Annotated in this window: 13 protein-coding genes and 3 rRNA genes; 5 read left to right on the top strand and 11 right to left on the bottom strand. The window is 46.3% G+C overall.

The features are described from left to right. The first annotated feature begins 268 nt into the window (after positions 1-268). The gene (locus MASE_RS01395) at positions 269-2,527 is read left to right on the top strand and encodes a GspE/PulE family protein (RefSeq protein ID WP_014947974.1); all 2,259 of its coding nucleotides are present in this window, start codon (positions 269-271) and stop codon (positions 2,525-2,527) included. 109 nt (positions 2,528-2,636) lie between these two features. Continuing rightward, positions 2,637-3,131, top strand: a complete 495-nt coding sequence (locus tag MASE_RS01390) for an SEL1-like repeat protein (RefSeq protein ID WP_014947973.1) — start codon at positions 2,637-2,639, stop codon at positions 3,129-3,131. Between the two features lie 61 nt (positions 3,132-3,192). Here the strand turns inward: MASE_RS01390 and acnA are convergent, their stop codons facing one another. Then, entirely contained in the window at positions 3,193-5,910 is a 2,718-nt protein-coding gene (gene acnA, locus MASE_RS01385) for an aconitate hydratase AcnA (protein ID WP_014947972.1), read from the bottom strand. Between the two features lie 488 nt (positions 5,911-6,398). Here acnA and MASE_RS01380 point away from each other — a divergent pair, with 488 nt between their 5' ends. Together MASE_RS01380 and gpmA are read left to right on the top strand one after the other, a co-directional pair. Beyond that, positions 6,399-6,860 carry a cupin domain-containing protein gene (locus MASE_RS01380; protein ID WP_014947971.1) on the top strand — a complete coding sequence of 154 codons (462 nt, stop codon included), beginning with the start codon at positions 6,399-6,401 and terminating at the stop codon, positions 6,858-6,860. A 177-nt stretch (positions 6,861-7,037) separates the two neighbouring features. Then, positions 7,038-7,784: a 2,3-diphosphoglycerate-dependent phosphoglycerate mutase gene (gpmA, locus tag MASE_RS01375; RefSeq protein WP_014947970.1), complete on the top strand. Its 747-nt coding sequence runs from the start codon at positions 7,038-7,040 to the stop codon at positions 7,782-7,784. 66 nt (positions 7,785-7,850) lie between these two features. Here gpmA and MASE_RS01370 read toward each other — a convergent pair whose 3' ends face one another. The 4 genes from MASE_RS01370 to rrf form a co-directional block, all read right to left on the bottom strand. Then, the gene (locus MASE_RS01370; RefSeq protein WP_014947969.1) at positions 7,851-8,852 is read right to left on the bottom strand and encodes a branched-chain amino acid aminotransferase; all 1,002 of its coding nucleotides are present in this window, start codon (positions 8,850-8,852) and stop codon (positions 7,851-7,853) included. Positions 8,853-9,649: 797 nt separating this feature from the next. Further along, positions 9,650-11,182 (bottom strand): 16S ribosomal RNA (locus MASE_RS01365). A gap of 89 nt (positions 11,183-11,271) precedes the next feature. Further along, positions 11,272-14,150, bottom strand: a 23S ribosomal RNA gene (locus tag MASE_RS01360). A 144-nt stretch (positions 14,151-14,294) separates the two neighbouring features. Continuing rightward, positions 14,295-14,410 (bottom strand): 5S ribosomal RNA (rrf, locus tag MASE_RS01355). An 89-nt stretch (positions 14,411-14,499) separates the two neighbouring features. On the opposite strand from rrf, the gene MASE_RS01350 reads away from it, so the two are divergent. Further along, entirely contained in the window at positions 14,500-15,648 is a 1,149-nt protein-coding gene (locus tag MASE_RS01350; RefSeq protein WP_014947968.1) for an iron-containing alcohol dehydrogenase, read from the top strand. Here MASE_RS01350 and MASE_RS01345 read toward each other — a convergent pair. From MASE_RS01345 to MASE_RS01320, 6 genes are all read right to left on the bottom strand, one after another. Continuing rightward, complete coding sequence (locus MASE_RS01345; RefSeq protein WP_014947967.1) at positions 15,645-16,412, bottom strand: 3-keto-disaccharide hydrolase; 768 nt, start codon at positions 16,410-16,412, stop codon at positions 15,645-15,647. The genes MASE_RS01350 and MASE_RS01345 overlap by 4 nt on opposite strands. A gap of 65 nt (positions 16,413-16,477) precedes the next feature. After that, the gene (locus MASE_RS01340; protein WP_014947966.1) at positions 16,478-17,095 is read right to left on the bottom strand and encodes a gluconate 2-dehydrogenase subunit 3 family protein; all 618 of its coding nucleotides are present in this window, start codon (positions 17,093-17,095) and stop codon (positions 16,478-16,480) included. Beyond that, positions 17,095-18,780 carry a GMC oxidoreductase gene (locus MASE_RS01335; protein WP_014947965.1) on the bottom strand — a complete coding sequence of 562 codons (1,686 nt, stop codon included), beginning with the start codon at positions 18,778-18,780 and terminating at the stop codon, positions 17,095-17,097. Before MASE_RS01335 ends, MASE_RS01340 begins: the two co-directional genes overlap by 1 nt. A 44-nt stretch (positions 18,781-18,824) precedes the next feature. Beyond that, positions 18,825-19,754, bottom strand: coding sequence for a hydroxypyruvate isomerase family protein (locus MASE_RS01330; protein WP_014947964.1), 930 nt, complete (start codon positions 19,752-19,754; stop codon positions 18,825-18,827). Further along, complete coding sequence (locus MASE_RS01325) at positions 19,747-20,964, bottom strand: nucleoside permease (RefSeq protein WP_014947963.1); 1,218 nt, start codon at positions 20,962-20,964, stop codon at positions 19,747-19,749. The genes MASE_RS01330 and MASE_RS01325 overlap by 8 nt, the downstream gene beginning before the upstream one ends. Before the next feature lie 26 nt (positions 20,965-20,990). After that, positions 20,991-22,058, bottom strand: coding sequence for a sugar phosphate isomerase/epimerase family protein (locus MASE_RS01320; protein WP_014947962.1), 1,068 nt, complete (start codon positions 22,056-22,058; stop codon positions 20,991-20,993). Positions 22,059-22,088: the final 30 nt, after the last annotated feature.

Here is a 22,088-nt window from a genome sequence, read left to right as displayed (position 1 = left end):
GCCAGCAACAGGCTAATCAGTGATGATGAATCCGTTACTTCGGCAACCACCCTAAAAGCAGTGAGGTCGCGGCTAAAAATTACGTGCCCTAATTGGGCAGTGGGCGCGAATTATACAGAAAGGCAGAAGCAATGCAAGAGGCAGTTTGCTTTTTATACACATATTTTTACGCTATACCAGTGTATGTAACTGTCTATAAGTAGTATTGTTGCTTTCGTGGTATAGGTATATCTTGTTACCCTAGCTTAACAGGCACTTGTAACGCCAAATGCATAAAGGACTAGGCGCCAACATTATTAGTAGTGAGAATATGGAAGTAGTGAATAACCAGCAAACTTTTGCACAAATAAAACGCATTCTAAATAACCATTCCACGTTACTGGATGCATATGGTTTATTAGAGCCAATTATCCTCGGTTTGTTTGATGCCCAACGTATGAGTATTTTTCAACGTCGACGTCAGCATCAAGATTTGGTCGCGAGATTTAAAACGGGTAAAGAGACGCTGGAAATAAAAGTGCCAATTAGCCCAATGTCGATTGCTGGTTATGTCGCCCTATCACAAAAGGCTGTGGTTATTGACGACCCGTATAATCCTGCACTACTTCAAAGCATTCACCCTCGCCTGCGCTTCGCCGACAAGTTCGACAAAGACAATGACTTTAAAACCCAGAACATTTTATGCGTACCTATAATGAATGCGGGCGTGTTGATGGGTGTTATCCAAATCATCAACAAAGTCAGTGGTGGTTTTACTGAAGAAGATTTAAAGCTAGGCAATGCCCTTGCACTTATTCTTGGCGACAAGTTCAGATTTGAACTGGGCGGCACAAACAACCCTTTCGATCTACTAGTCCACAAAAGCTTATTAGACGAAGCTACATTAAACGATATTCAAAGTTCTACTCCAGACATTCGCGCTCTTATACAGCGTCTTGTGTCGGAACACCGCATCTCTGAAGAAGAAATTGGCAACTCGCTTTCTATTCACTATCAGGTGCCTTTTATTCCTTATTTACCTGATAAGTATCACAGGTTCGAAAATGAAAGCCGTCTGAATGTTTCTTATTTAAAAAGAAACTATGTGGCTGTCATTGCCGATGCCCATGACAAGCCCATCGTGTTGATGGCTGAACCTAATAATGCGGCGCTACTTATGGAAATAGAGAGCGCCATGGGTATTGATAGCTACGAGATAGCTGTCAGCCTACCAAGCTTAATTCTTCAATATTTGGGGGAAAACAGCGGTGGCGGTGGCCCCGGCGAGATGAGTGATATTCTCGACGAGATTGGTACATCAACTGAAGATAACGACGACCAAGTCGATGAGCTGTCGGACGACGCCCCTGCTGTGGTGCGCTTAGTAAGCCGTATTCTGCACGATGCAAAAAGACTCAACGCGTCAGATATTCATATAGACCCAGAGAAAAATGCGCCCACTCGTGTACGTATGCGCGTGGACGGTGTGTGCCGCGACATGAACCAAGTGCCTAATTCGCACCACAGTGCGGTTATTGCACGCATAAAGATAATGTCGAATTTGAACATTGCCGAAAAACGCGTACCTCAGGATGGCAAACTCGCGTTTAGAATGAATGGTCAACTTGTTGAAGTTCGTGTTGCCACCATTCCTACGGTTGCCGGTGAAGGTGTGGTTATGCGTATTCTGGCATCTGGCGGTGCGATGCCTATTGATAAGATGAACTTGGCACCGAACAACCGTGCGCGTTTAGAAGAAATGATTAAGAAGCCTCACGGCATTCTTCTCGTTGTTGGGCCAACGGGTTCAGGTAAAACCACCACGCTTCACGCTATATTGGGATATTTAAACACGCCTGAAAAGAAGATTTGGACCGCTGAGGACCCGGTGGAAATCACGCAACCCGGCCTACAACAGGTACAAGTAAGCCCCAAGATTGGCTTCAACTTTGCTGCTGCCCTGCGCGCATTCTTACGTGCTGACCCTGACATTATTCTTATTGGTGAGATGCGTGATAAAGAAACCGCGCATGCAGGTATTGAAGCCTCGTTAACCGGTCACTTAGTACTGTCTACACTGCATACTAACTCAGCCCCTGAAACGATTACCCGTTTACTTGACTTGGGTCTCGACCCTGTGAACTTCTCCGATGCCTGCGTGGGTATACTGGCTCAACGTCTTATTCGAACGCTATGTAGTAACTGCAAAGAAAAGTACATCGCCACTGAAACCGATATGGCCTTTATTGAGCGCCAGTATGGTCATGCGCACATGGCGGAGCTGAATATTCAGACGCCACTAGAGCTTTACCGTGCTAAAGGCTGTGAAGAATGTGGAAACACGGGTTACAAAGGTAGAACAGGGGTACATGAACTACTAGGTATGACGCCAGAGCTTCGGTCAATGGTGTACAAAGAAGCCAGCGTCGCCGATATGAAGTCTCAGGCTGCTGCTGATGGCATGCGCACCCTCGTTCAAGACGCAATTTTCAAAGTGCTTAAAGGCGACACCGACCTTGCACAAGTCCAAATTATTGGTGGAGATTAATCACTCAACTCTTAAAATTTTTAGTAACATAAAACAAATACTGTACTTTTAGACGGTTCACTATGAGTGTGAATTGCGTTATAAATTTATCAAAAAGAAGGGATACTACATGAAAAATCTATTAGCAATAGCTGCCGTTTTATCTTCAGTTGTACTTTCAGCCCCTACGTTGGCTCAGTCGCATACTAAGAATCATATTTGGAAATCCGAATATTTATCTACTTTAGAATTGGGCTTGCACGCCCTGAAGGCAGAGAAGTATGAAAAAGCACTGGAGAAGCTGACTGCTTCTGCAAAAATGGGAAATAAAGAAGGCCAATATTACCTCGCGCAAATGTATTTCCAAGGGTGGGGGACGCCCGTTAATTATGAAGAAGGCTGGCTCTGGTTGAATGTTGCTATGGAACAAAAAACCGCTGAATGGAACCGTTCTTACCGACAGATAAAGAATGCTTTACCTGAAGACTACATCAATGCTTTAGAGCCTTATGTAGAAGAATATATCTCTCTTTACGGTGCACAAGCCCAAGATTTGAGATGTGAGACACGCGCTGCCATCGGCTCGAATATTAAAGAAGTAATCTGCGAAAAACGCTATTACTAACATCACATGGCATAGCGACTTCTCACTACAGAGAAGTCGCTAACCATTACCCTTATACGTGCTATTTCTTCAAGTATTCTCTTATCACGTAATGCAGAATGCCGCCGTTTTCAAAGTAAGTGAACTCGTTTGATGTATCAATTCTGATATCCATCGTAAACGTTGTTGTTTTTCCTTCATCCGACACGGCTTTAACTTCAACCTCAGTCTGCCCACGTTCAACAGCGTTAATAGAAAAAGACTCATTGCCTTTAAGCTCCAAAGAACTCGCGCTATCACCTGACTTAAATTGAAGTGGCAAAATCCCCATTCCAATGAGATTCGAGCGGTGAATTCTTTCGTAGCTCTCAGCTAGTACTGCTTTCACCCCCATCAAAGAAGGGCCTTTAGCAGCCCAATCTCGACTCGAGCCAGTACCGTACTCTTTTCCACCAATTACAATGGCTGGTACGCCGTCATCTTTGTAACGCATGGCAGCATGGAAAATAGACATACTATCGCCACTTGGGAAGTGTGTGGTTGCACTGCCTCTTGTACCGGGTGCTAATTGGTTTTGCAGACGCACGTTAGCAAACGTACCTCTCATCATAACCTCGTGGTTACCACGACGCGATCCATAAGAGTTAAAGTCTTTAGGCTCGACCCCTTGGGCCTGCAGGTACTCTCCGGCTGGGCTATCTTCTGCGATGGCGCCGGCTGGAGAAATATGGTCGGTAGTAATCGAATCGCCCACCTTAACCAAGCATCGTGCGTTTTCAATTGCAGTTAGAGCCTCTGGCTCTTTACCCATTACTTCAAAGAAAGGTGGATGCTTAATGTAGGTTGATTCTGGCCAGTCGTAGACCGATGTTTTACTCACCTGCAGCTCATTCCATTCACCGCTTCCTTTAAATACATCTGCATACTTTTCTTTAAACAAATCACCGGTGACGTTTTCCGCTATGTATTGCTGAATTTCGTCTTCGGTAGGCCAGATGTCTTTTAGATATACCGGAGAACCATCACTCGCCTGCCCCAACGGCTCTTTAGTGATATCTACATTCATGTTCCCAGCCAACGCGTATGCAACAACCAGTGGTGGTGATGCAAGGTAGTTTGCAGCCACATCAGGATGGATACGCCCTTCAAAGTTGCGGTTACCAGATAAAACTGAGGTAACCGTAAGTTTCGCTTTTCTAATGGCGTCGGTAATGGCATCAGGTAGCGGTCCAGAGTTACCAATACACGTAGTACAGCCGTAGCCAACCAAGTTAAAGCCTAGTGCTTCAAGTGGGTCCATAAGACCTGCATCTTCTAGATACTGAGTAACAACCTGAGAACCAGGTGCTAATGAAGTCTTAACCCACGGCTTACGAGTTAGCCCTTTTTCTGCTGCTCTCTTCGCAAGTAAGCCTGCGCCAACGAGTACTGATGGATTTGACGTATTAGTACAGCTGGTGATAGCAGCTATTACAATAGCGCCATCTTCAAGGTTGAACTTGCTTCCTCTGAACTCCACGAACGAGTCGTGTTCTTCGTCCACCTCGTCTGTTGTACCTAACCCCGCTTCTGCGATGAGATCGGTTTCTTCATCAAGTACTTTCACGTCAATTTGCGAACGATGCCACTCTCTAAATGCCTCTGCTGCATTATCGAGGGCAATTCTATCTTGAGGACGCTTAGGTCCAGCAAGTGAAGGAACCACTTCATCTAAGTTAAGTTCCAGGGTCTCATGATACTGGGCATCTTTTGAGTGGTCGTCGTGCCATAGGTGGCTGAATTTCGCATATTCCTCTACAAGGGCAATTTGATCTTCGTCTCGGCCGGTGAGTCGCAGGTAATCTAGCGCAACATCATCAATAGGGAAAATACCGCAAGTAGCACCATATTCAGGCGCCATGTTTGCGATGGTGGCGCGGTCTGCCGTAGTAAGATGCTTAAGACCCGGTCCATAGAATTCTACAAACTTTCCAACAACGCCATGTTCACGTAGTTGTTGTGTGATAGTTAGCACCATGTCGGTGGCAGTTACGCCAGCAGGCAACTTACCCGAAAGCCTGAAGCCAACCACTTTTGGTAATAACATTGTTACTGGTTGACCCAGCATCGCCGCTTCTGCTTCAATGCCTCCCACACCCCAGCCAAGTACGCCAAGGCCATTAATCATAGTGGTATGCGAATCTGTTCCTACTAGGGTATCTGGGTAAACCAACGTTTCCCCATCCTGTTCCTTAGTAAACGCGCAACGAGCAAGATACTCTAGGTTAACCTGATGCACGATACCGCGACCAGGGGGAACCACTTTGAAATTGTCAAAGCTAGACTGACCCCATTTTAGAAATTGATAACGCTCTCTATTTCGCTGAATTTCAATGTCGGTATTCTTTTCAAGCGCATCGTCTTCAGCAAAATGATCTACCATTACTGAGTGGTCAATAACCAGCTCTACTGGATTGAGGGGATTAATCGCCTGAGCGTCGCCACCTAAACGATTAACCGCATCGCGCATGGCTGCTAAATCAACAATAGCAGGCACACCCGTAAAATCTTGGAGGATGACGCGTGCGGGAACAAAAGACACTTCGTGATCAACGTGATTATCTGTGTCCCACTTTGCTACTTGCTCAATATCGTTGCTGTTAACAAACTCTTGGTCTTCATGACGAATCAGGTTTTCCAAAAGAATTTTGATACAAAACGGAAGCCTGTCGAGCGCATATTTACTGCCTATACCGTCAAAATTAACCGCCTTGAAGTTTTTGCCGTTTACTTCAAGCTGCGAAAAAGACTTATATGTCATACGCTCACCATCCTTCTTTGCCTGTTCGTGAATATTGTGTACGTTTCAATTTTGCCAACGCAAGAAACGAGCAACTTGTTTTTAGTCGCCTTATTTTCCAATTTGTACGGCCTAAACATGAAAAAAAGTTCACCTACTATTAGTAATGGCATCGCTTTTTTAGCTATTTCTCATTATTGGTTTAAACAGATGGATTATGGAGAAGCGCTGTAACAGTTGGAAAAAGCTGACTAGGGCAGATAGCGCTTATTGGTAAGTAAGCTTGACACATTATATATTGAGGCTAATTGGTAAGAAAACTTCGCGTATGCACAGAGTACTTGCTGATTAAGATGGTTTACAAATATGCAACATTTCTGTTTTCTTATAACGCACCAAACGGTATGCTTAAAAGAAGGTTAAACATTAAATGTCTTAATACATGCTTAGGAAAGCTTTGAGATATACAAGCATTAGTAGTAAGCAATAAAAATAATAACGAAGTTATCATGACACACCCGCTAGTTAAGAAGTACAACCTTGCACCTCACCCCGAGGGAGGTTTCTATCGTCAAGTTTTCCGTTCTGAAAACGAAACTAAATCGTTTGTGCACAATGCTAGTCGACCCGCGCTTACTCATATTTATTTTCTTCTATTAAAGGGACAAGTTAGTCGTTTTCATCGCGTGTTACATGATGAAGTGTGGAATCACTACGAAGGGGCTCCACTACAACTGTTTCAACTTGAAAAACAACAGTTGTGGGAACGTCGCATTGGTGGGCAAAGCACTGACTATGTAGAAGTTGTTAAAGCAGGGAATTTTCAGGCAGCCGCAACGATGGGTGATTACTCCCTTGTCGGTTGTACAGTAGCACCTGGCTTCGACTTCGAAGACTTTAGCTTTATTGAAGAGCCATCGATGCAAGAGTGGATAAAAGTTGCTCATCCAGACCTTACCCGTTTTATATAATAATTCCCAAGTTATAGTGATAAACACACGTCTTACCTGCGATTTTGTACCAGCATAAACTGGATTTTTAAGCGCCAATCAAGGATGATAACAGCAGATTTTTAAATATACGTCTGAACGTCCAATTTCTGGAATTATCTCAGACTATTTCACTCTAACGCCGCAGGTAACCCAACTATGTATAAATTGGTACTTATTCGTCATGGAGAAAGTCAGTGGAACTTGGAAAACCGTTTCACAGGCTGGCACGACGTTGACTTGACCGACACTGGTGTAGCACAAGCAAAGACCGCAGGTCAGCTTCTTAAAGATGCTGGATTTACATTTGATCAGGCTTATACGTCTGTACTTCTTCGCGCAATTAAAACACTTAATATTGCACTTGAAGAAATGGGTCAGCACTACCTTCCAGTTGAGCGTCACTGGCGTCTGAACGAGCGTCACTACGGTGCGTTAACAGGTCTAGACAAAGCAGAGACTGCCGCTAAGCATGGTGAAGAACAGGTTAAAATCTGGCGTCGTAGCTTCGACATCCCACCTCCGGCCGTTGAAGATGATAGCGAGCACTTCCCAGGTCACGATCCGCGTTACAACAATGTAGATGCTGACATCTTGCCACGTGGTGAAAGTCTAAAACTAACTATCGAACGTGTACTACCATACTGGCACGACGTTATTCGTCCAGACATCCAAGCAGGCAAGCGCGTAATTATTGCTGCGCACGGCAACAGTCTTCGTGCTCTTGTTAAGTACCTTGATGGTATGTCAGACGAAGAAGTGTTGGGTCTAAACATTCCTACAGGTGTACCGCTAGTATACGAACTAGATGAAAACCTTAAACCAATCTCTAAAGAATATCTTGGCGATGCTGACGCTATCAAAGCAATGATGGATGCAGTCGCTAAGCAAGGCAAAGCGAAGTAATCGAGTGCCTTTTTAGATACGAAAAAGCCTGCGTTCGCAGGCTTTTTTAATGGGTGTCTGATTAGACTAGTTTGGCACTTTCACCAACCAATTGTGAGTGTCTTCAGCCTTACCCCATTGGATATCATTTAACGCTTGTCTTAGCTTCATCGTTACTGGGCCAGCTTCTCCGTTACCCACCTGATACTCTTTATCATTGTGAATAAAAGTACCTACCGGCGTAAGTACAGCCGCTGTACCAGACAGTGCTGCTTCAGTGTTCGGTTTGGCTGAACGCTCTAGTAGTTCGTCTACAGTAATATCACGCTCGCTCACTTTCATGCCGTGGTCTTTGGCAATTTGAAGAATCGTTGCTCGGGTCACACCGTGTAGGAAGCTAGAATCTAACCCTTTGGTAATGATTTCATCACCATCGATAAGCAGGAAGTTAGCAGCTCCGGTTTCTTGTACATCGCCATTAGGGCAAAACAGAATTTGATCAGCCTGAACTTCTGCACGCGCTTTAAGAATAGGAGGCAACGCACTGGCGTAGTTACCACCGCTTTTTACCATTCCCATGTGCGGCGCACAGCGCATGCCTGTTTCGTCAAGCAACAAGCGAAGTGGCTTCAAACCGCCAGCAAAGTAATCACCAACCGGCGATAACAGGACGTATAGCATAGAACTTGCTGATGGCGCTGCCGCTTTACCGATAGACGCTTCTGTGCCGATATGCGTAGGGCGGATATACATAGAACCTGGAGGCTCTGGAACCTCAGAGGCATATTTTGCAACAATATCGATGATCATCTTTTCGACTTGCGCTTTGTCTATTTCAGGCAAGTTAAGTAGACGGCTACTTTGAGCAAAGCGCTCAATATTCTTATCCATTCTAAAAATGTTGATGCTGCCATCTTCGTGCTTAAATGCTTTCAATCCTTCAAAGCATGTACTTGAGTAATGAAGCACGTGTGCACCAGGGTGCAGCTGAATACTATCTGCACTGACAAATTCGGTGTCAGTCCACTTATCGTTGACAAAGGTAGCAAGTGCCATTTGTGGCATGAATACTGTACCGAATACGGCCATTTTGTCCTATTTACTTCGACTAGAAAAATACTCGACAGAGTTTACCAAAAAACGCTCACTTTGCTAAAAGTAAGTCAGATCTATTAAGGCTTTTATCGAATAAGAATGTCTACAAATACTGACAACACAAAAATAATGGGGTCAGAGTACATTTTTCTAATAAGGTACGCTGGCGAATTTGAGAGTTTCTCCCTCACAGTTATGAAATCACGCATAGTTAAATTCGTTTGTTCATAAAAGTACTCTGATTTAACGGCGCTGGAGGGCATGGGTACTTTGACTCGGTTCTGGTAACCTGAGCAATAAAGTACTCTGACCCCAATATTGAGGTTTTGCTGGGGGAAGTGGGATTAATGTACTCTGACCCCATTATTTTTCTTTCTTCCAAACGCAAAAAACCCGCCGTTAGGCGGGTTCTTCTTAATGAACGTATTGCACATTGTTTATGCAAACGATCGAAAAATAAGGATTTTTTTAAAATACTTGTCGACGTGAGCGCTCATTTCCCTAAAATGCGCATCCGCTTCGGGGGAAAAGCAAAACAGCAAGCCTCCTGAAGTAAGTCTCTACTACCTTTATAGGCCAGTAAAGACGGGAGTTTAGAAGAAGCGCTTCAGAAAATAAATTTTCAAAAAGTGTTGACAGCGAAAACTTCCAGCGTATAATGCGCACCTCACTCGAACAGGGTGAGTCACTAAGAAGCAACGGCTTCTAGTGAATGTTCTTTAAAAATTTAGACAAGACAATCTGTGTGGGCACTCGTTAAGAGTGTCACAACGACGATTCATATTTCGATATATTTAGGTGATCCAACCCCAGGTTCCCCTAGGGTTACCTTGTTACGACTTCACCCCAGTCATGAAACACAAAGTGGTAATCGTCCTCCCGAAGGTTAGACTAACTACTTCTTTTGCATCCCACTCCCATGGTGTGACGGGCGGTGTGTACAAGGCCCGGGAACGTATTCACCGCAGTATTCTGACCTGCGATTACTAGCGATTCCGACTTCATGGAGTCGAGTTGCAGACTCCAATCCGGACTACGACATTCTTTAAGGGGTCCGCTCCACATCACTGTCTCGCTTCCCTCTGTAAATGCCATTGTAGCACGTGTGTAGCCCTACACGTAAGGGCCATGATGACTTGACGTCGTCCCCACCTTCCTCCGGTTTGTCACCGGCAGTCTCCTTAGAGTGCCCAACTTAAGGCTGGCAACTAAGGACAAGGGTTGCGCTCGTTGCGGGACTTAACCCAACATCTCACGACACGAGCTGACGACAGCCATGCAGCACCTGTGTCTGAGTTCCCGAAGGCACGAAACTATCTCTAGTAACTTCTCAGCATGTCAAGTGTAGGTAAGGTTCTTCGCGTTGCATCGAATTAAACCACATGCTCCACCGCTTGTGCGGGCCCCCGTCAATTCATTTGAGTTTTAACCTTGCGGCCGTACTCCCCAGGCGGTCTACTTAGCGCGTTAGCTTCGCTACGCACGCCTTAAAGGCACACACAGCTAGTAGACAGCGTTTACGGTGTGGACTACCAGGGTATCTAATCCTGTTCGCTACCCACACTTTCGCACATGAGCGTCAGTCTTTGGCCAGGGAGTCGCCTTCGCCACTGATGTTCCTCCAGATATCTACGCATTTCACCGCTACACCTGGAATTCCACTCCCCTCTCCAAGACTCTAGTCTGCCAGTTCTAAATGACCATCCCAGGTTGAGCCCAGGGCTTTCACATCTAGCTTAACAAACCGCCTGCGTGCGCTTTACGCCCAGTAATTCCGATTAACGCTCGCACCCTCCGTATTACCGCGGCTGCTGGCACGGAGTTAGCCGGTGCTTCTTCTGTTGTTAACGTCACGGCTAGCAGGTATTAACTACTAACTTTTCCTCACAACTGAAAGTGCTTTACAACCCGAAGGCCTTCTTCACACACGCGGCATGGCTGCATCAGGGTTTCCCCCATTGTGCAATATTCCCCACTGCTGCCTCCCGTAGGAGTCTGGGCCGTGTCTCAGTCCCAGTGTGGCTGATCTTCCTCTCAGAACAGCTAGAGATCGTCGCCTTGGTAAGCCGTTACCTTACCAACTAGCTAATCTCACTTGGGCCTCTCTTTGCGCCGGAGCCGAAGCCCCGTTTGGTCCGAAGACATTATGCGGTATTAGCAGTCGTTTCCAACTGTTATCCCCCTCGCAAAGGCAAGTTCCCAAGCATTACTCACCCGTCCGCCACTCGTCATCTTCTAGCAAGCTAGAAATGTTACCGTTCGACTTGCATGTGTTAGGCCTGCCGCCAGCGTTCAATCTGAGCCATGATCAAACTCTCCTTACCATTACGTCGAAAGACGCCCCTTACCATTACGTCGAAAGACGCCTTGATGCAGTGCCTACACAGATAGTCTTGTTTAATATACGCTTCGTATGGTTAAGCCTCTCGGGCAATTAGTACAGGTTAGCTTAACGCCTTACAACGCTTCCACACCCTGCCTATCAACGTCATCGTCTATAACAACCCTTCCAGACCTTAAAGGTCAGGGATGACTCATCTTTGGGCCGGCTTCCCGCTTAGATGCTTTCAGCGGTTATCCGTTCCGAACATAGCTACCGGGCAATGCCATTGGCATGACAACCCGAACACCAGCGGTTCGTCCACTCCGGTCCTCTCGTACTAGGAGCAGCTCCCATCAATCATCCAACGCCCACACCAGATAGGGACCGAACTGTCTCACGACGTTCTAAACCCAGCTCGCGTACCACTTTAAATGGCGAACAGCCATACCCTTGGGACCGACTTCAGCCCCAGGATGTGATGAGCCGACATCGAGGTGCCAAACACCGCCGTCGATATGAACTCTTGGGCGGTATCAGCCTGTTATCCCCGGAGTACCTTTTATCCGTTGAGCGATGGCCCTTCCATACAGAACCACCGGATCACTATGACCTACTTTCGTACCTGCTCGACGTGTCTGTCTCGCAGTTAAGCTAGCTTATGCCATTGCACTAACCTCACGATGTCCGACCGTGATTAGCTAACCTTCGTGCTCCTCCGTTACTATTTGGGAGGAGACCGCCCCAGTCAAACTACCCACCAGACACTGTCCACATTCCCGATAAGGGAACAATGTTAGAACATCAAACATACAAGGGTGGTATTTCAAGGACGGCTCCACACAATCTAGCGACTGTGCTTCAAAGCCTCCCACCTATCCTACACATGTAGGTTCAATGTTCAGTGCCAAGCTGTAGTAAAGGTTCACGGGGTCTTTCCGTCTAGGTGCGGGTACACAGCATCTTCACTGCGATTTCAATTTCACTGAGTCTCGGGTGGAGACAGCGTGGCCATGGTTACACCATTCGTGCAGGTCGGAACTTACCCGACAAGGAATTTCGCTACCTTAGGACCGTTATAGTTACGGCCGCCGTTTACCGGGGCTTCGATCAAGAGCTTCGTCCGAAAACTAACCCCATCAATTAACCTTCCGGCACCGGGCAGGTGTCACACCCTATACGTCCTCTTACGAGTTTGCAGAGTGCTGTGTTTTTAATAAACAGTCCCAGCCACCTGGTCACTGCGGCCTCCATTTGCTTACCACGCGAAGTGTTCACAAACAGAGGCGTACCTTCTCCCGAAGTTACGGTACAATTTTGCCGAGTTCCTTCACCCGAGTTCTCTCAAGCGCCTTAGTATTCTCTACCTGACCACCTGTGTCGGTTTGGGGTACGGTTCATATAATCATAAGTTTAGAAGCTTTTCCTGGAAGCAGGGCATCAACAACTTCACTCCCTTGGGAGCTCGTCTCGTGTCTCGGCCTTAGAATTCCGGATTTACCTAAAATTCCAGCCTACTCACTTTCACTTGGACAACCAACGCCAAGCTTGCCTAGCCTTCTCCGTCCCTCCATCACTGATTATATAAGTACGGGAATATTAACCCGTTTCCCATCGACTACGCATTTCTGCCTCGCCTTAGGGGCCGACTTACCCTGCCCTGATTAGCATGGGACAGGAAACCTTGGTCTTCCGGCGTGGGAGTTTTTCACTCCCATTATCGTTACTCATGTCAGCATTCGCACTTGTGATATGTCCAGCAAGCTTTACAACTCACCTTCATCCACTTACACAACGCTCCCCTACCCAGCATGTAAACATGCTGCCGCAGCTTCGGTATATTGCTTAGCCCCGTTACATCTTCCGCGCAGGCCGACTCGACTAGTGAGCTATTACGCTTTCTTTAAAGGGTGGCTGCTTCTAAGCCAACCTCCTAGCTGTCTATGCCTTCCCACATCGTTTCCCACTTAGCAATATTTTGGGACCTTAGCTGGCGGTCTGGGTTGTTTCCCTCTCCACGACGGACGTTAGCACCCGCCGTGTGTCTCCCGGATAGTTCTCATTGGTATTCGGAGTTTGCAAAGGGTTGGTAAGTCGGGATGACCCCCTAGCCTTAACAGTGCTCTACCCCCAATGGAATTCGTCCGAGGCTCTACCTAAATAGATTTCGGGGAGAACCAGCTATCTCCCGGTTTGATTGGCCTTTCACCCCCAGCCACAAGTCATCCCCTAACTTTTCAACGTTAGTGGGTTCGGTCCTCCAGTTGATGTTACTCAACCTTCAACCTGCTCATGGCTAGATCACCGGGTTTCGGGTCTATACCTAGCAACTAAACGCGCAGTTAACACTCGCTTTCGCTACGGCTCCGTTATTCACTTAACCTTGCTACTAAATATAAGTCGCTGACCCATTATACAAAAGGTACGCAGTCACCACACGAAGTGGCTCCCACTGCTTGTACGTATACGGTTTCAGGTTCTATTTCACTCCCCTCACAGGGGTTCTTTTCGCCTTTCCCTCACGGTACTGGTTCACTATCGGTCAGTTAGGAGTATTTAGCCTTGGAGGATGGTCCCCCCATATTCAGTCAAGATAACACGTGTCCCGACCTACTCGATTTCACTGTAAAGAATCCGTCGTGTACAGGGCTATCACCTTGTATCGCTCCTCTTCCCAAAGGATTCCACTAAATTCTAAACAGCTTAAGGGCTGCTCCCCGTTCGCTCGCCGCTACTAGGGGAATCTCGGTTGATTTCTTTTCCTAAGGGTACTTAGATGTTTCAGTTCCCCTCGTTTGCCTCGTTAACCTATGTATTCAGTTAACGATACCTGTAAACAGGTGGGTTTCCCCATTCGGACATCTGTGGCTCAAATGCATTTTGTCGGCTCACCACAGCTTTTCGCAGACTTACACGTCCTTCATCGCCTCTAACTGCCAAGGCATCCACCGTATACGCTTCGTCACTTAACACTTAAACAACGCCCAAGAAGCTTTAGGCTTCTGAGTGTTGTAGACAAGCTAAGCTCTGAAAAATGAGCCGCAAGTAGAGTGAAAAGACAGTTACTCACTGATTGAATTGATATCCAGTTTTCTAGATTGTTACCAGTTTTTCCGACCTGGCAGTGTCCTACTCTCACATGGGGAAGCCCCACACTACCATCGGCGCTAATACGTTTCACTTCTGAGTTCGGAATGGAGTCAGGTGGTACCGTATCGCTATGGCTGCCACTATAAGGTTAGTTAATTGGTAAGTCACGCTGTGTACTATAAATTAATAGAACAGTATTTGAACGTGTACGTGGATTATTGAGGGGTTTGCATGAAGGTTTCTGAATTTAAAACCGCTGGAAAACTCATAACGGGTCTTGGCGCTATTAAAGCCCTCACGGATGAAATGGCGAGATTATCCATAAAGGAATGTGCCATCGTTACTGACAAGGGCGTTTCTTCATCTGGTCTTCTTGATCAACTACTCACACTATTACCCTCTTCACCCTTACTTATTATTGATGACATTCCACCAGAGCCTGAAGTGAATATCACAGAAGATAAGTTAGCGATACTTCGTGAGAAGCAAGTAGACGGAATTATTGCTCTTGGTGGAGGTAGCGCTATTGATAGTGCAAAAGTACTTGCAGCTACATACGATCATACTGGCTCCCTCAGTGAACTCTTCGGTGAAAATACGCTTTCAAAACGGCGTTTGCCTCTTATTGTTATCCCCACTACTGCCGGTACAGGTTCAGAAGTTACCAATATTGCTATCTTGTCAGATCCGATAGCACAGATGAAAAAAGGAATTGTTAGCCACTGCTTGCTACCCGATGTTGCGATTGTTGCACCGGAGATGACAAAAACCTGCCCCCCGTCCATTACAGCAGCGAGCGGTATAGACGCATTCGTTCACGCGCTTGAAGCTTATATAAGTGTAAATGCCAGCCCAATTACCGACGCATTAGCAGAGAAAGCACTGAAGCTTATCTTTAATTCATTACTTCACGCTTATAACAATGGTGAGAACTTAGCAGCACGTGAAGATATGGCCACCGGCAGTTTAATGGCCGGTCTTGCGTTTGGAAACGCGGGCGTGGGTGCAGTACATGCCTTAGCTTATCCACTAGGCGGGCGCTTTCATTTATCACATGGCATGAGTAACGCGGTAATGCTACCTCATGTGTTGAAAGTAAATGCGCCGTTCTGCCAAGACAAACTTTATTGTGTAGCAAAGCTATTAAAGGTATGTGAGTGCCATCACTCAAAAGAGGAAGCAATTAAACTGTTATTAGTTGCTATAGAAAAACTGTGTCGCGATGTAGATATTCCCGCTTCGCTCACCCACTTCAATATTCCGCCTTCTTGTGTAGGTGAATTAGCAGAAGAGGCGAGTAAAGTAACTCGCCTTCTTCGCAACAACCCCAAGCAATTGAGTATTGAAGAGATTGAAGATATCTATCGGCTAGCTTTTTAAAGTGGTCTTACCCACATATTCTTAAAGCTTACTAAGTTGCCGTGATCTTGCAGTTGAAGCGGTGCGCATCCGTGAGCTTTGTACTTAGGTGCACCGATCCATTCTGTTGTCCCTTGAATTTCAGTATGGTTCTGAACCACTACGCCGTTATGTATTACCGTAACATAACCTTTCGTTGCTAGCGCTTCACCGTTAAAGGTAGGCGCTTTATATATGATGTCGTAAGTTTGCCATTCGCCAGGCGCCTTCATAGCGTTAACTAAAGGAATAGTTTGCTTATATACGCTTGCCGCTTGTCCATTTGGATAGGTCTTATTCTGATATGAGTCTAAGACTTGAATTTCATATCGCTGCTGCAGGAAGATACCACTATTATTGCGCTGTTGTCCTTCCATACCTGCTTCTGGCTGTGGCGCTTTCCACTCTACGTGCAACTGAACATCACAGAACTCTGCTTTCGTTTTGATATCGCCTGTTCCCGGCTTCACTGTTAGAACACCGTTTTCCAGCGTCCACTTAGCATCACCTTTCTTTACTGAAGTCCAGTTAGATAAGTCATCACGAATTAAAGAGATGGCATCAGAGGGCACGCCTGCCTTATCAAAAGAAACCACTTCAGGAACAGGTTCCCAAACTTCCGTTTTAGCGGCCTGTTGTTCTCGGGTTAAACGCGATTCGCTTTTTTCAGTATCTGCATCTGTCGTTGCGCATGCAGAAAGTGGCATAAGCAAAGCCACAGTTGAAGCGACGAGTGTTTTATTCATAGTGTCAGTACCTTGTTTTATCCGTTGTATAACTGTGTTGTGTTTGGCTGCTCGATAGCGCAGGTTTAGGTTGCCCACGCTTTGTCGCCCTTTTTATAAGGGAATGCACCGTCGTAACGTCCAGGAATAGCCACATATCGAAGTACTTTAGTCGCGCCAACTTGAGACGTGAAAAAGCAATAAAGTGTTAGCTGTTTTAGTAGCGTAAAGTAGTGAGGGGTAGGCTCATCGGTGCCTGGCTCCCACTGACTTGGCTTTCCTGTTTCAACACCTTGATAAACACCGTTAGCAAGATTCGCTGCTTTTGCTTCTACATCCAGGTCGTTAAATAAAGCCTCTCGTTCTTGCTTGGTAAGCTGAACAAATTGCTTGTTGAAACGACTTTGACTTAACGAAGATATTTTCTTAATGCCATCGAGAAAGGTCTTTTGAAGTAAAGGTGTGTAGCAATCGGTTACCAACACAGCCATTGTCGCGCCAACGTTGGCTGCTTTTGCTCCAGGCGTGTCAGTTTGAGGAATGATCACCTCACCCATTTCATTCAGCAAGGCCACATCTTTTTCATTAAATAATGTGTCGCTAAGCGGTACAGCGGGCACATCTGTGTAGGCAAGTACATTACCTGCGAACAATGCTGTGCCTGTAGCAGTTGCGATGAGTTTAAGTAGTTCTCTGCGTTCCATTATAGATTTCCTCGCTTTAACTCTTCTACGGCAAAGTCTGCGGCTCTTGCCGTTAGTGCCATATAGGTCAGTGAAGGGTTAACACAACTGCCTGATGTCATTGCTGCGCCATCGGTTACGAATACGTTCGGTGCATCCCACACTTGGTTGTGTGCGTTAAGTACTGAGCTTTTGGGGTCTCTTCCCATACGCGCCGTACCCATTTCATGAATGCCCATACCAGGTGCGTAGTCTGCATCCCAGCCTTGAACATTTTTAAGGCCAGCCGCTTCAAACATCTCAATAGCGTCTTGCTGCATGTCCTTACGCATCTTAAGCTCGTTTTCTTTAATCTCTACATCCATTGCGAGTACTGGTAAGCCCCATTTGTCGGTGACTTTTTTATTCAAGTACACTTTGTTCTCGTGATACGGAAGAATTTCGCCAAACGCTGTCATGCCTATTGTCCAAGGACCTGGCTCGGTTATCGCATCTTTAAGCCCAGCACCTATACCAAGTTCAGCTATGTCTTTGCGCCAACCTGAACGGCTTGCGCCGCCTTGATAACCAAATCCACGCAAGTAATCTCGCTTATCACTTCCCCAGTTTCTAAACCTTGGCACATAGAAGCCACTCGGTCTGCGACCGTAGGTATATTTGTCGTCAAAGCCTTCTACGTCTGCCGAAGCACCTACTCTAAAGTGGTGATCCATAACGTTGTGACCCAACTCGCCGCTGCTGCTTCCTAAGCCACCGTCCCATACGTCTGTGGCAGAATTCATCAGTACCCACGCCGAGTTAAGTGCTGACGCATTTACAAAGATGATCTTGCTTTTAAATACATAGGTCTCGTTGGTTTCAGCATCGATAATTTCAACGCCAGTCGCGCGTTTCTTGTCTTTGTCGAACAAGATCTCTTTTACTATCGAAAAAGGTCGAAGGGTTAAGTTACCTGTTTTAACCGCAGCTGGAAGCGTAGATGCTTGTGTACTGAAGTAGCCACCGAAAGGACAACCCAACCAGCACTTATTGCGGTATTGGCAATGAACACGCCCTTCTTCGGGCTTGCTTTGTGTCATGTTTGAAGTGCGGCCATGCACCATGTGCCGCGCGCCTTCATAGGCCTTTTTCACCCGCGCCGCGACACTTTCCTCTACAATATTCATTGGCATTGGTGGCTGGTATACACCATCAGGCAATACATCTAAGCCATCGCGATTACCACTGATACCCGCGAATTTTTCTACGTAGTCATACCATGGCGCCAAATCGTCGTAGCGAATAGGCCAGTCGACAGCAATGCCTTCTTTAGCATTGGCTTCGAAATCTTCTTTGTTCAAACGGTAGCTTTGGCGTCCCCACAACAGTGAGCGTCCACCTACGTGGTAACCTCTGTACCAGTCGAAGCGCTTGTCTTCGGTATAAGGGTTTTCTTTTTCATTTGCCCACATACCGTACGTTTTTTCATTTAGCGGGTAGTCGCGTTTAAGCACGGGATAATCCACTTTCATTGCTTGAGTAGGCAAGTCTCGGTGAGGAAAATCCCAATCTTCTTTGTGCGCATTTTTATAATCTTTAATGTGCTCGATATTTTGGCCACGTTCTAACATGAGCACTTTTAGGCCCTTCTCAGTTAGCTCCTTAGCAGCCCAACCGCCACTGATACCAGATCCAATAACTATTGCATCATATTCGTTACTCGCCATAACACGTCCTTAAAACTTAATTCGTCGCTGTGCCTGTTCGCACGTTACACATCACAGATATGGATCGCTTGTTGTAGCGACGCTATTCTGTTGGCTTTGGTTTTCGGTGTGGGTATAAACTCTTGTGCTAAGTAGCCTTTAAATCCGGTCTCGACAATGGCTTTAGCAATTGCTTCGTAATTGAGTTCTTGTGAAGCATCTATTTCGTGACGCCCAGGTACGCCGGCCGTATGGTAATGGCCAAAGTACTGATAGTTATCTCGAATAGTTCGGATGATATCTCCCTCATTAATTTGCATGTGGTAGATATCGTAAAGCAGTGAGAAGTGCTTAGAACCTAGGCGTTTGCAAAGTTCTATCGCCCATGCAGAATTGTCGGCCATGTAATCAGGGTGGTCGACTTTGCTGTTAAACAGCTCCATGAAAATCACTACGTTGCGTTTTTCAGCATGAGGTAAAATGCGTTTTAACCCTTTAACCGCATTTTCCAGTCCATCTTCTCGTGACATGCCTCGGGCATTGCCGCTAAAGCAGATAAGGTTTGTATAACCTGCATCAGCGACCAAATCGATGTGCTTTATATAACGCGCTTCTAGTTCGTCGTGGAGCTCACTGTGAATGAAGCCGTCTTCAAGACTTATCTCGGCGCCGTTACACATAGAAGAGTCGATGCCGTACTGCTTTAGCACAGGCCAATCTTCAGGGCCTACCAAGTCAATGGCTCCAAATCCTAATTGCTTAACGGTTTGGCACAACTCTTCAATGCTTAAATCGCCGTAAGTCCATCGGCTTACCGAATGATTTACATTTCCTTTAAGCGGCGTATTCATGGTGTTGCTACCTTTCGTGCCGTTTGTACTCGCTACAGCAGGCATCGCAGTGGCTAAACCAGCTGCTGCTAACCCTGTTCCGGCAATGCCTGCCCCTGTCATAGCCATACTTTGAAGTAATTTTCTGCGGGTAATGTTATGCATCTGCGTTCACCTTTTCCTTTCTGAACAGAGTGGCGAATAGCACTAACACAACAGCGGCAAACCCTGCTGGGAATAACCAGACTTGCTGCCAACTGTGCGCACCGGTTTCCATCGTGTAGGTGTCGGTAATTGCGCCTGCCACTGCAAAGCCCACCAGCATACCTACGCCATATGTCGCTAAGGTAATTAGCCCCTGCGCTGCACTTTTTACGTTTTCTCCCGCCTTTGCATTGGTATAGATTTGCCCTGATACAAAGAAGAAGTCGTAACAAATACCGTGCAGTGCAATACCAACAATAAGCATGAACAAGCCTTCGTCAGCGTTTCCGAATGCGAACAGTGCATAACGTACTACCCACGCCGCCATACCTATCACTAACGTGGCTTTAATGCCGAAACGGTTCAAAAATACTGGCAGAGCCAACATGAACAACACTTCGGAAACTTGACCTAGTGTCATTTTGCCCGTTGCATTTTCAACGCCTATTTCAGTAAGGAAAGGGTTTGCATTCTGGTAGTAAAACGCCAGCGGAATACAAATAAGTACAGATGAAAGAAAGAATACAAAGAAGTTTTTGTCTTTTAACAGTGCCAACGCGTCCAAGCCAAGAATGTCGCGAATAGTTACCGCTTTACCGCTAGATTGAGGTGGCGTGTTTGGCAGTGTAAAACTGAATATGCCCAACATTAGCGAGGCAACGCTGCACAATAAGAACGTGTTTTTGAGCATACCATCGGCAATAGACTGTGCAGAATCCCATGAGAAGACATAGCTAATCATAAGGCCAGCCACAATCCAGCCGATAGTGCCCCACACACGAACTTTTCCGAACTCTTTTGACGGGTCGACCATTTGTCCGAATGACACTGAGTTAACCAATGCAAGCGTAGGCATGTATGCAATCATGTATGCCAACACATAAGGGTAAAAGCTGGCAAAATCATTCGCTTGGTACATACAGTACATAAGCACGGCGCCAACAATATGTAGTAAGCCGAGGATCTTTTCTGCATTAAAGAACCGGTCAGCAATAAGGCCCACAATAAAGGGGGCAATGATGGCGCCCCAACTTTGGGTTGAGAAAGCCATGCCGATTTGTCCACCGTTGGCAGACAGGGTATTTGATAGATACGTGCCTAATGTTACAAACCAGCCTCCCCAAATGAAGAACTGGAGGAACATCATCAAACTAAGGCGTAGGGTTATCATAGTTATTGTTATCCTATTGATGGCGCTTAGCGCTCAAGGCCTAAAATACGATTATTCTTCGCTTCGCTAACGTCTCCACCAGCAAAGTCGTCAAACGCATATTTGCTTGGCTCGATAATGTGTGAAGCGATAAACGGTGCGCCTTCTGCCGCGCCTTGCGCACTGTCTTTTAAGCAGCATTCCCACTCTAGTACCGCCCAACCTGTGAAGCCATACTGGGTAAGCTTGCTGAAAATACCTTTGAAGTCGACTTGGCCGTCGCCAAGGGAACGAAAACGTCCCGCGCGGTCTTGCCAGTCTTGATAGCCGCCGTACACACCGTTTCTACCGTTCGGATTGAACTCGGCATCTTTGACGTGAAACATTTTGATCCGGCTGTGGTAGCGGTCAATAAAGTCAAGGTAGTCAAGCTGCTGTAAAACAAAGTGACTTGGATCGAAAAGAATATTTGCTCGTGGGTGGTTATCTACAGCTTTTAAAAACTGTTCGAACGAAGCCCCATCGTGCAAGTCTTCCCCGGGATGAATTTCGTAGCATACGTCAACACCCGCATCGTCGAATGCATCGAGAATGGGTTTCCAACGCTTGGCTAATTCAGCAAAGCCTTGCTCAACCAAGCCAGCAGGACGCTGAGGCCACGGGTAAACCAAGTGCCACATTAGTGCACCAGAAAAGGTAGCGTGAGCTTTCAATCCCAAGCGCTTACTGGCAATAGCCGCACATTTGAGCTGATTAATTGCCCATTCGGTTCGCTCTTGTGGCTTGCCGTGTAAGCGTGCCGGCGCAAAGTTATCGAATAACTCATCGTAAGCGGGGTGAACCGCCACTAGCTGACCTTGTAAGTGCGTCGAAAGCTCAGTGATTTCTACCCCTGCGTCTTTACAAATTTTAGCAATGTTGTCGCAGTACTCTTGGCTCTCGGCTGCTTTTTCTAAATCGAACAGACTAGGATCAGTAGGTACCTGTATTCCCTTGTAACCAAGCGACGCTGCCCACTTCGCCATATTTTCGAGCGTATCGAACGGCGCTTCTTTTCCCATGAACTGAGCAAGGAAGATAGCCGGCCCTTTTATAGGTTGTTGATTAGTAGCCATAAGCGCTCACCTTTTTCATTGTATGTTTTA

It is taken from the genome of Alteromonas macleodii ATCC 27126 (assembly GCF_000172635.2).
Taxonomy (GTDB): Bacteria; Pseudomonadota; Gammaproteobacteria; order Enterobacterales; family Alteromonadaceae; genus Alteromonas; species Alteromonas macleodii.
Note: the sequence above shows the minus strand (reverse complement) of the source record. Positions and strands in the feature narration are given on the sequence as shown.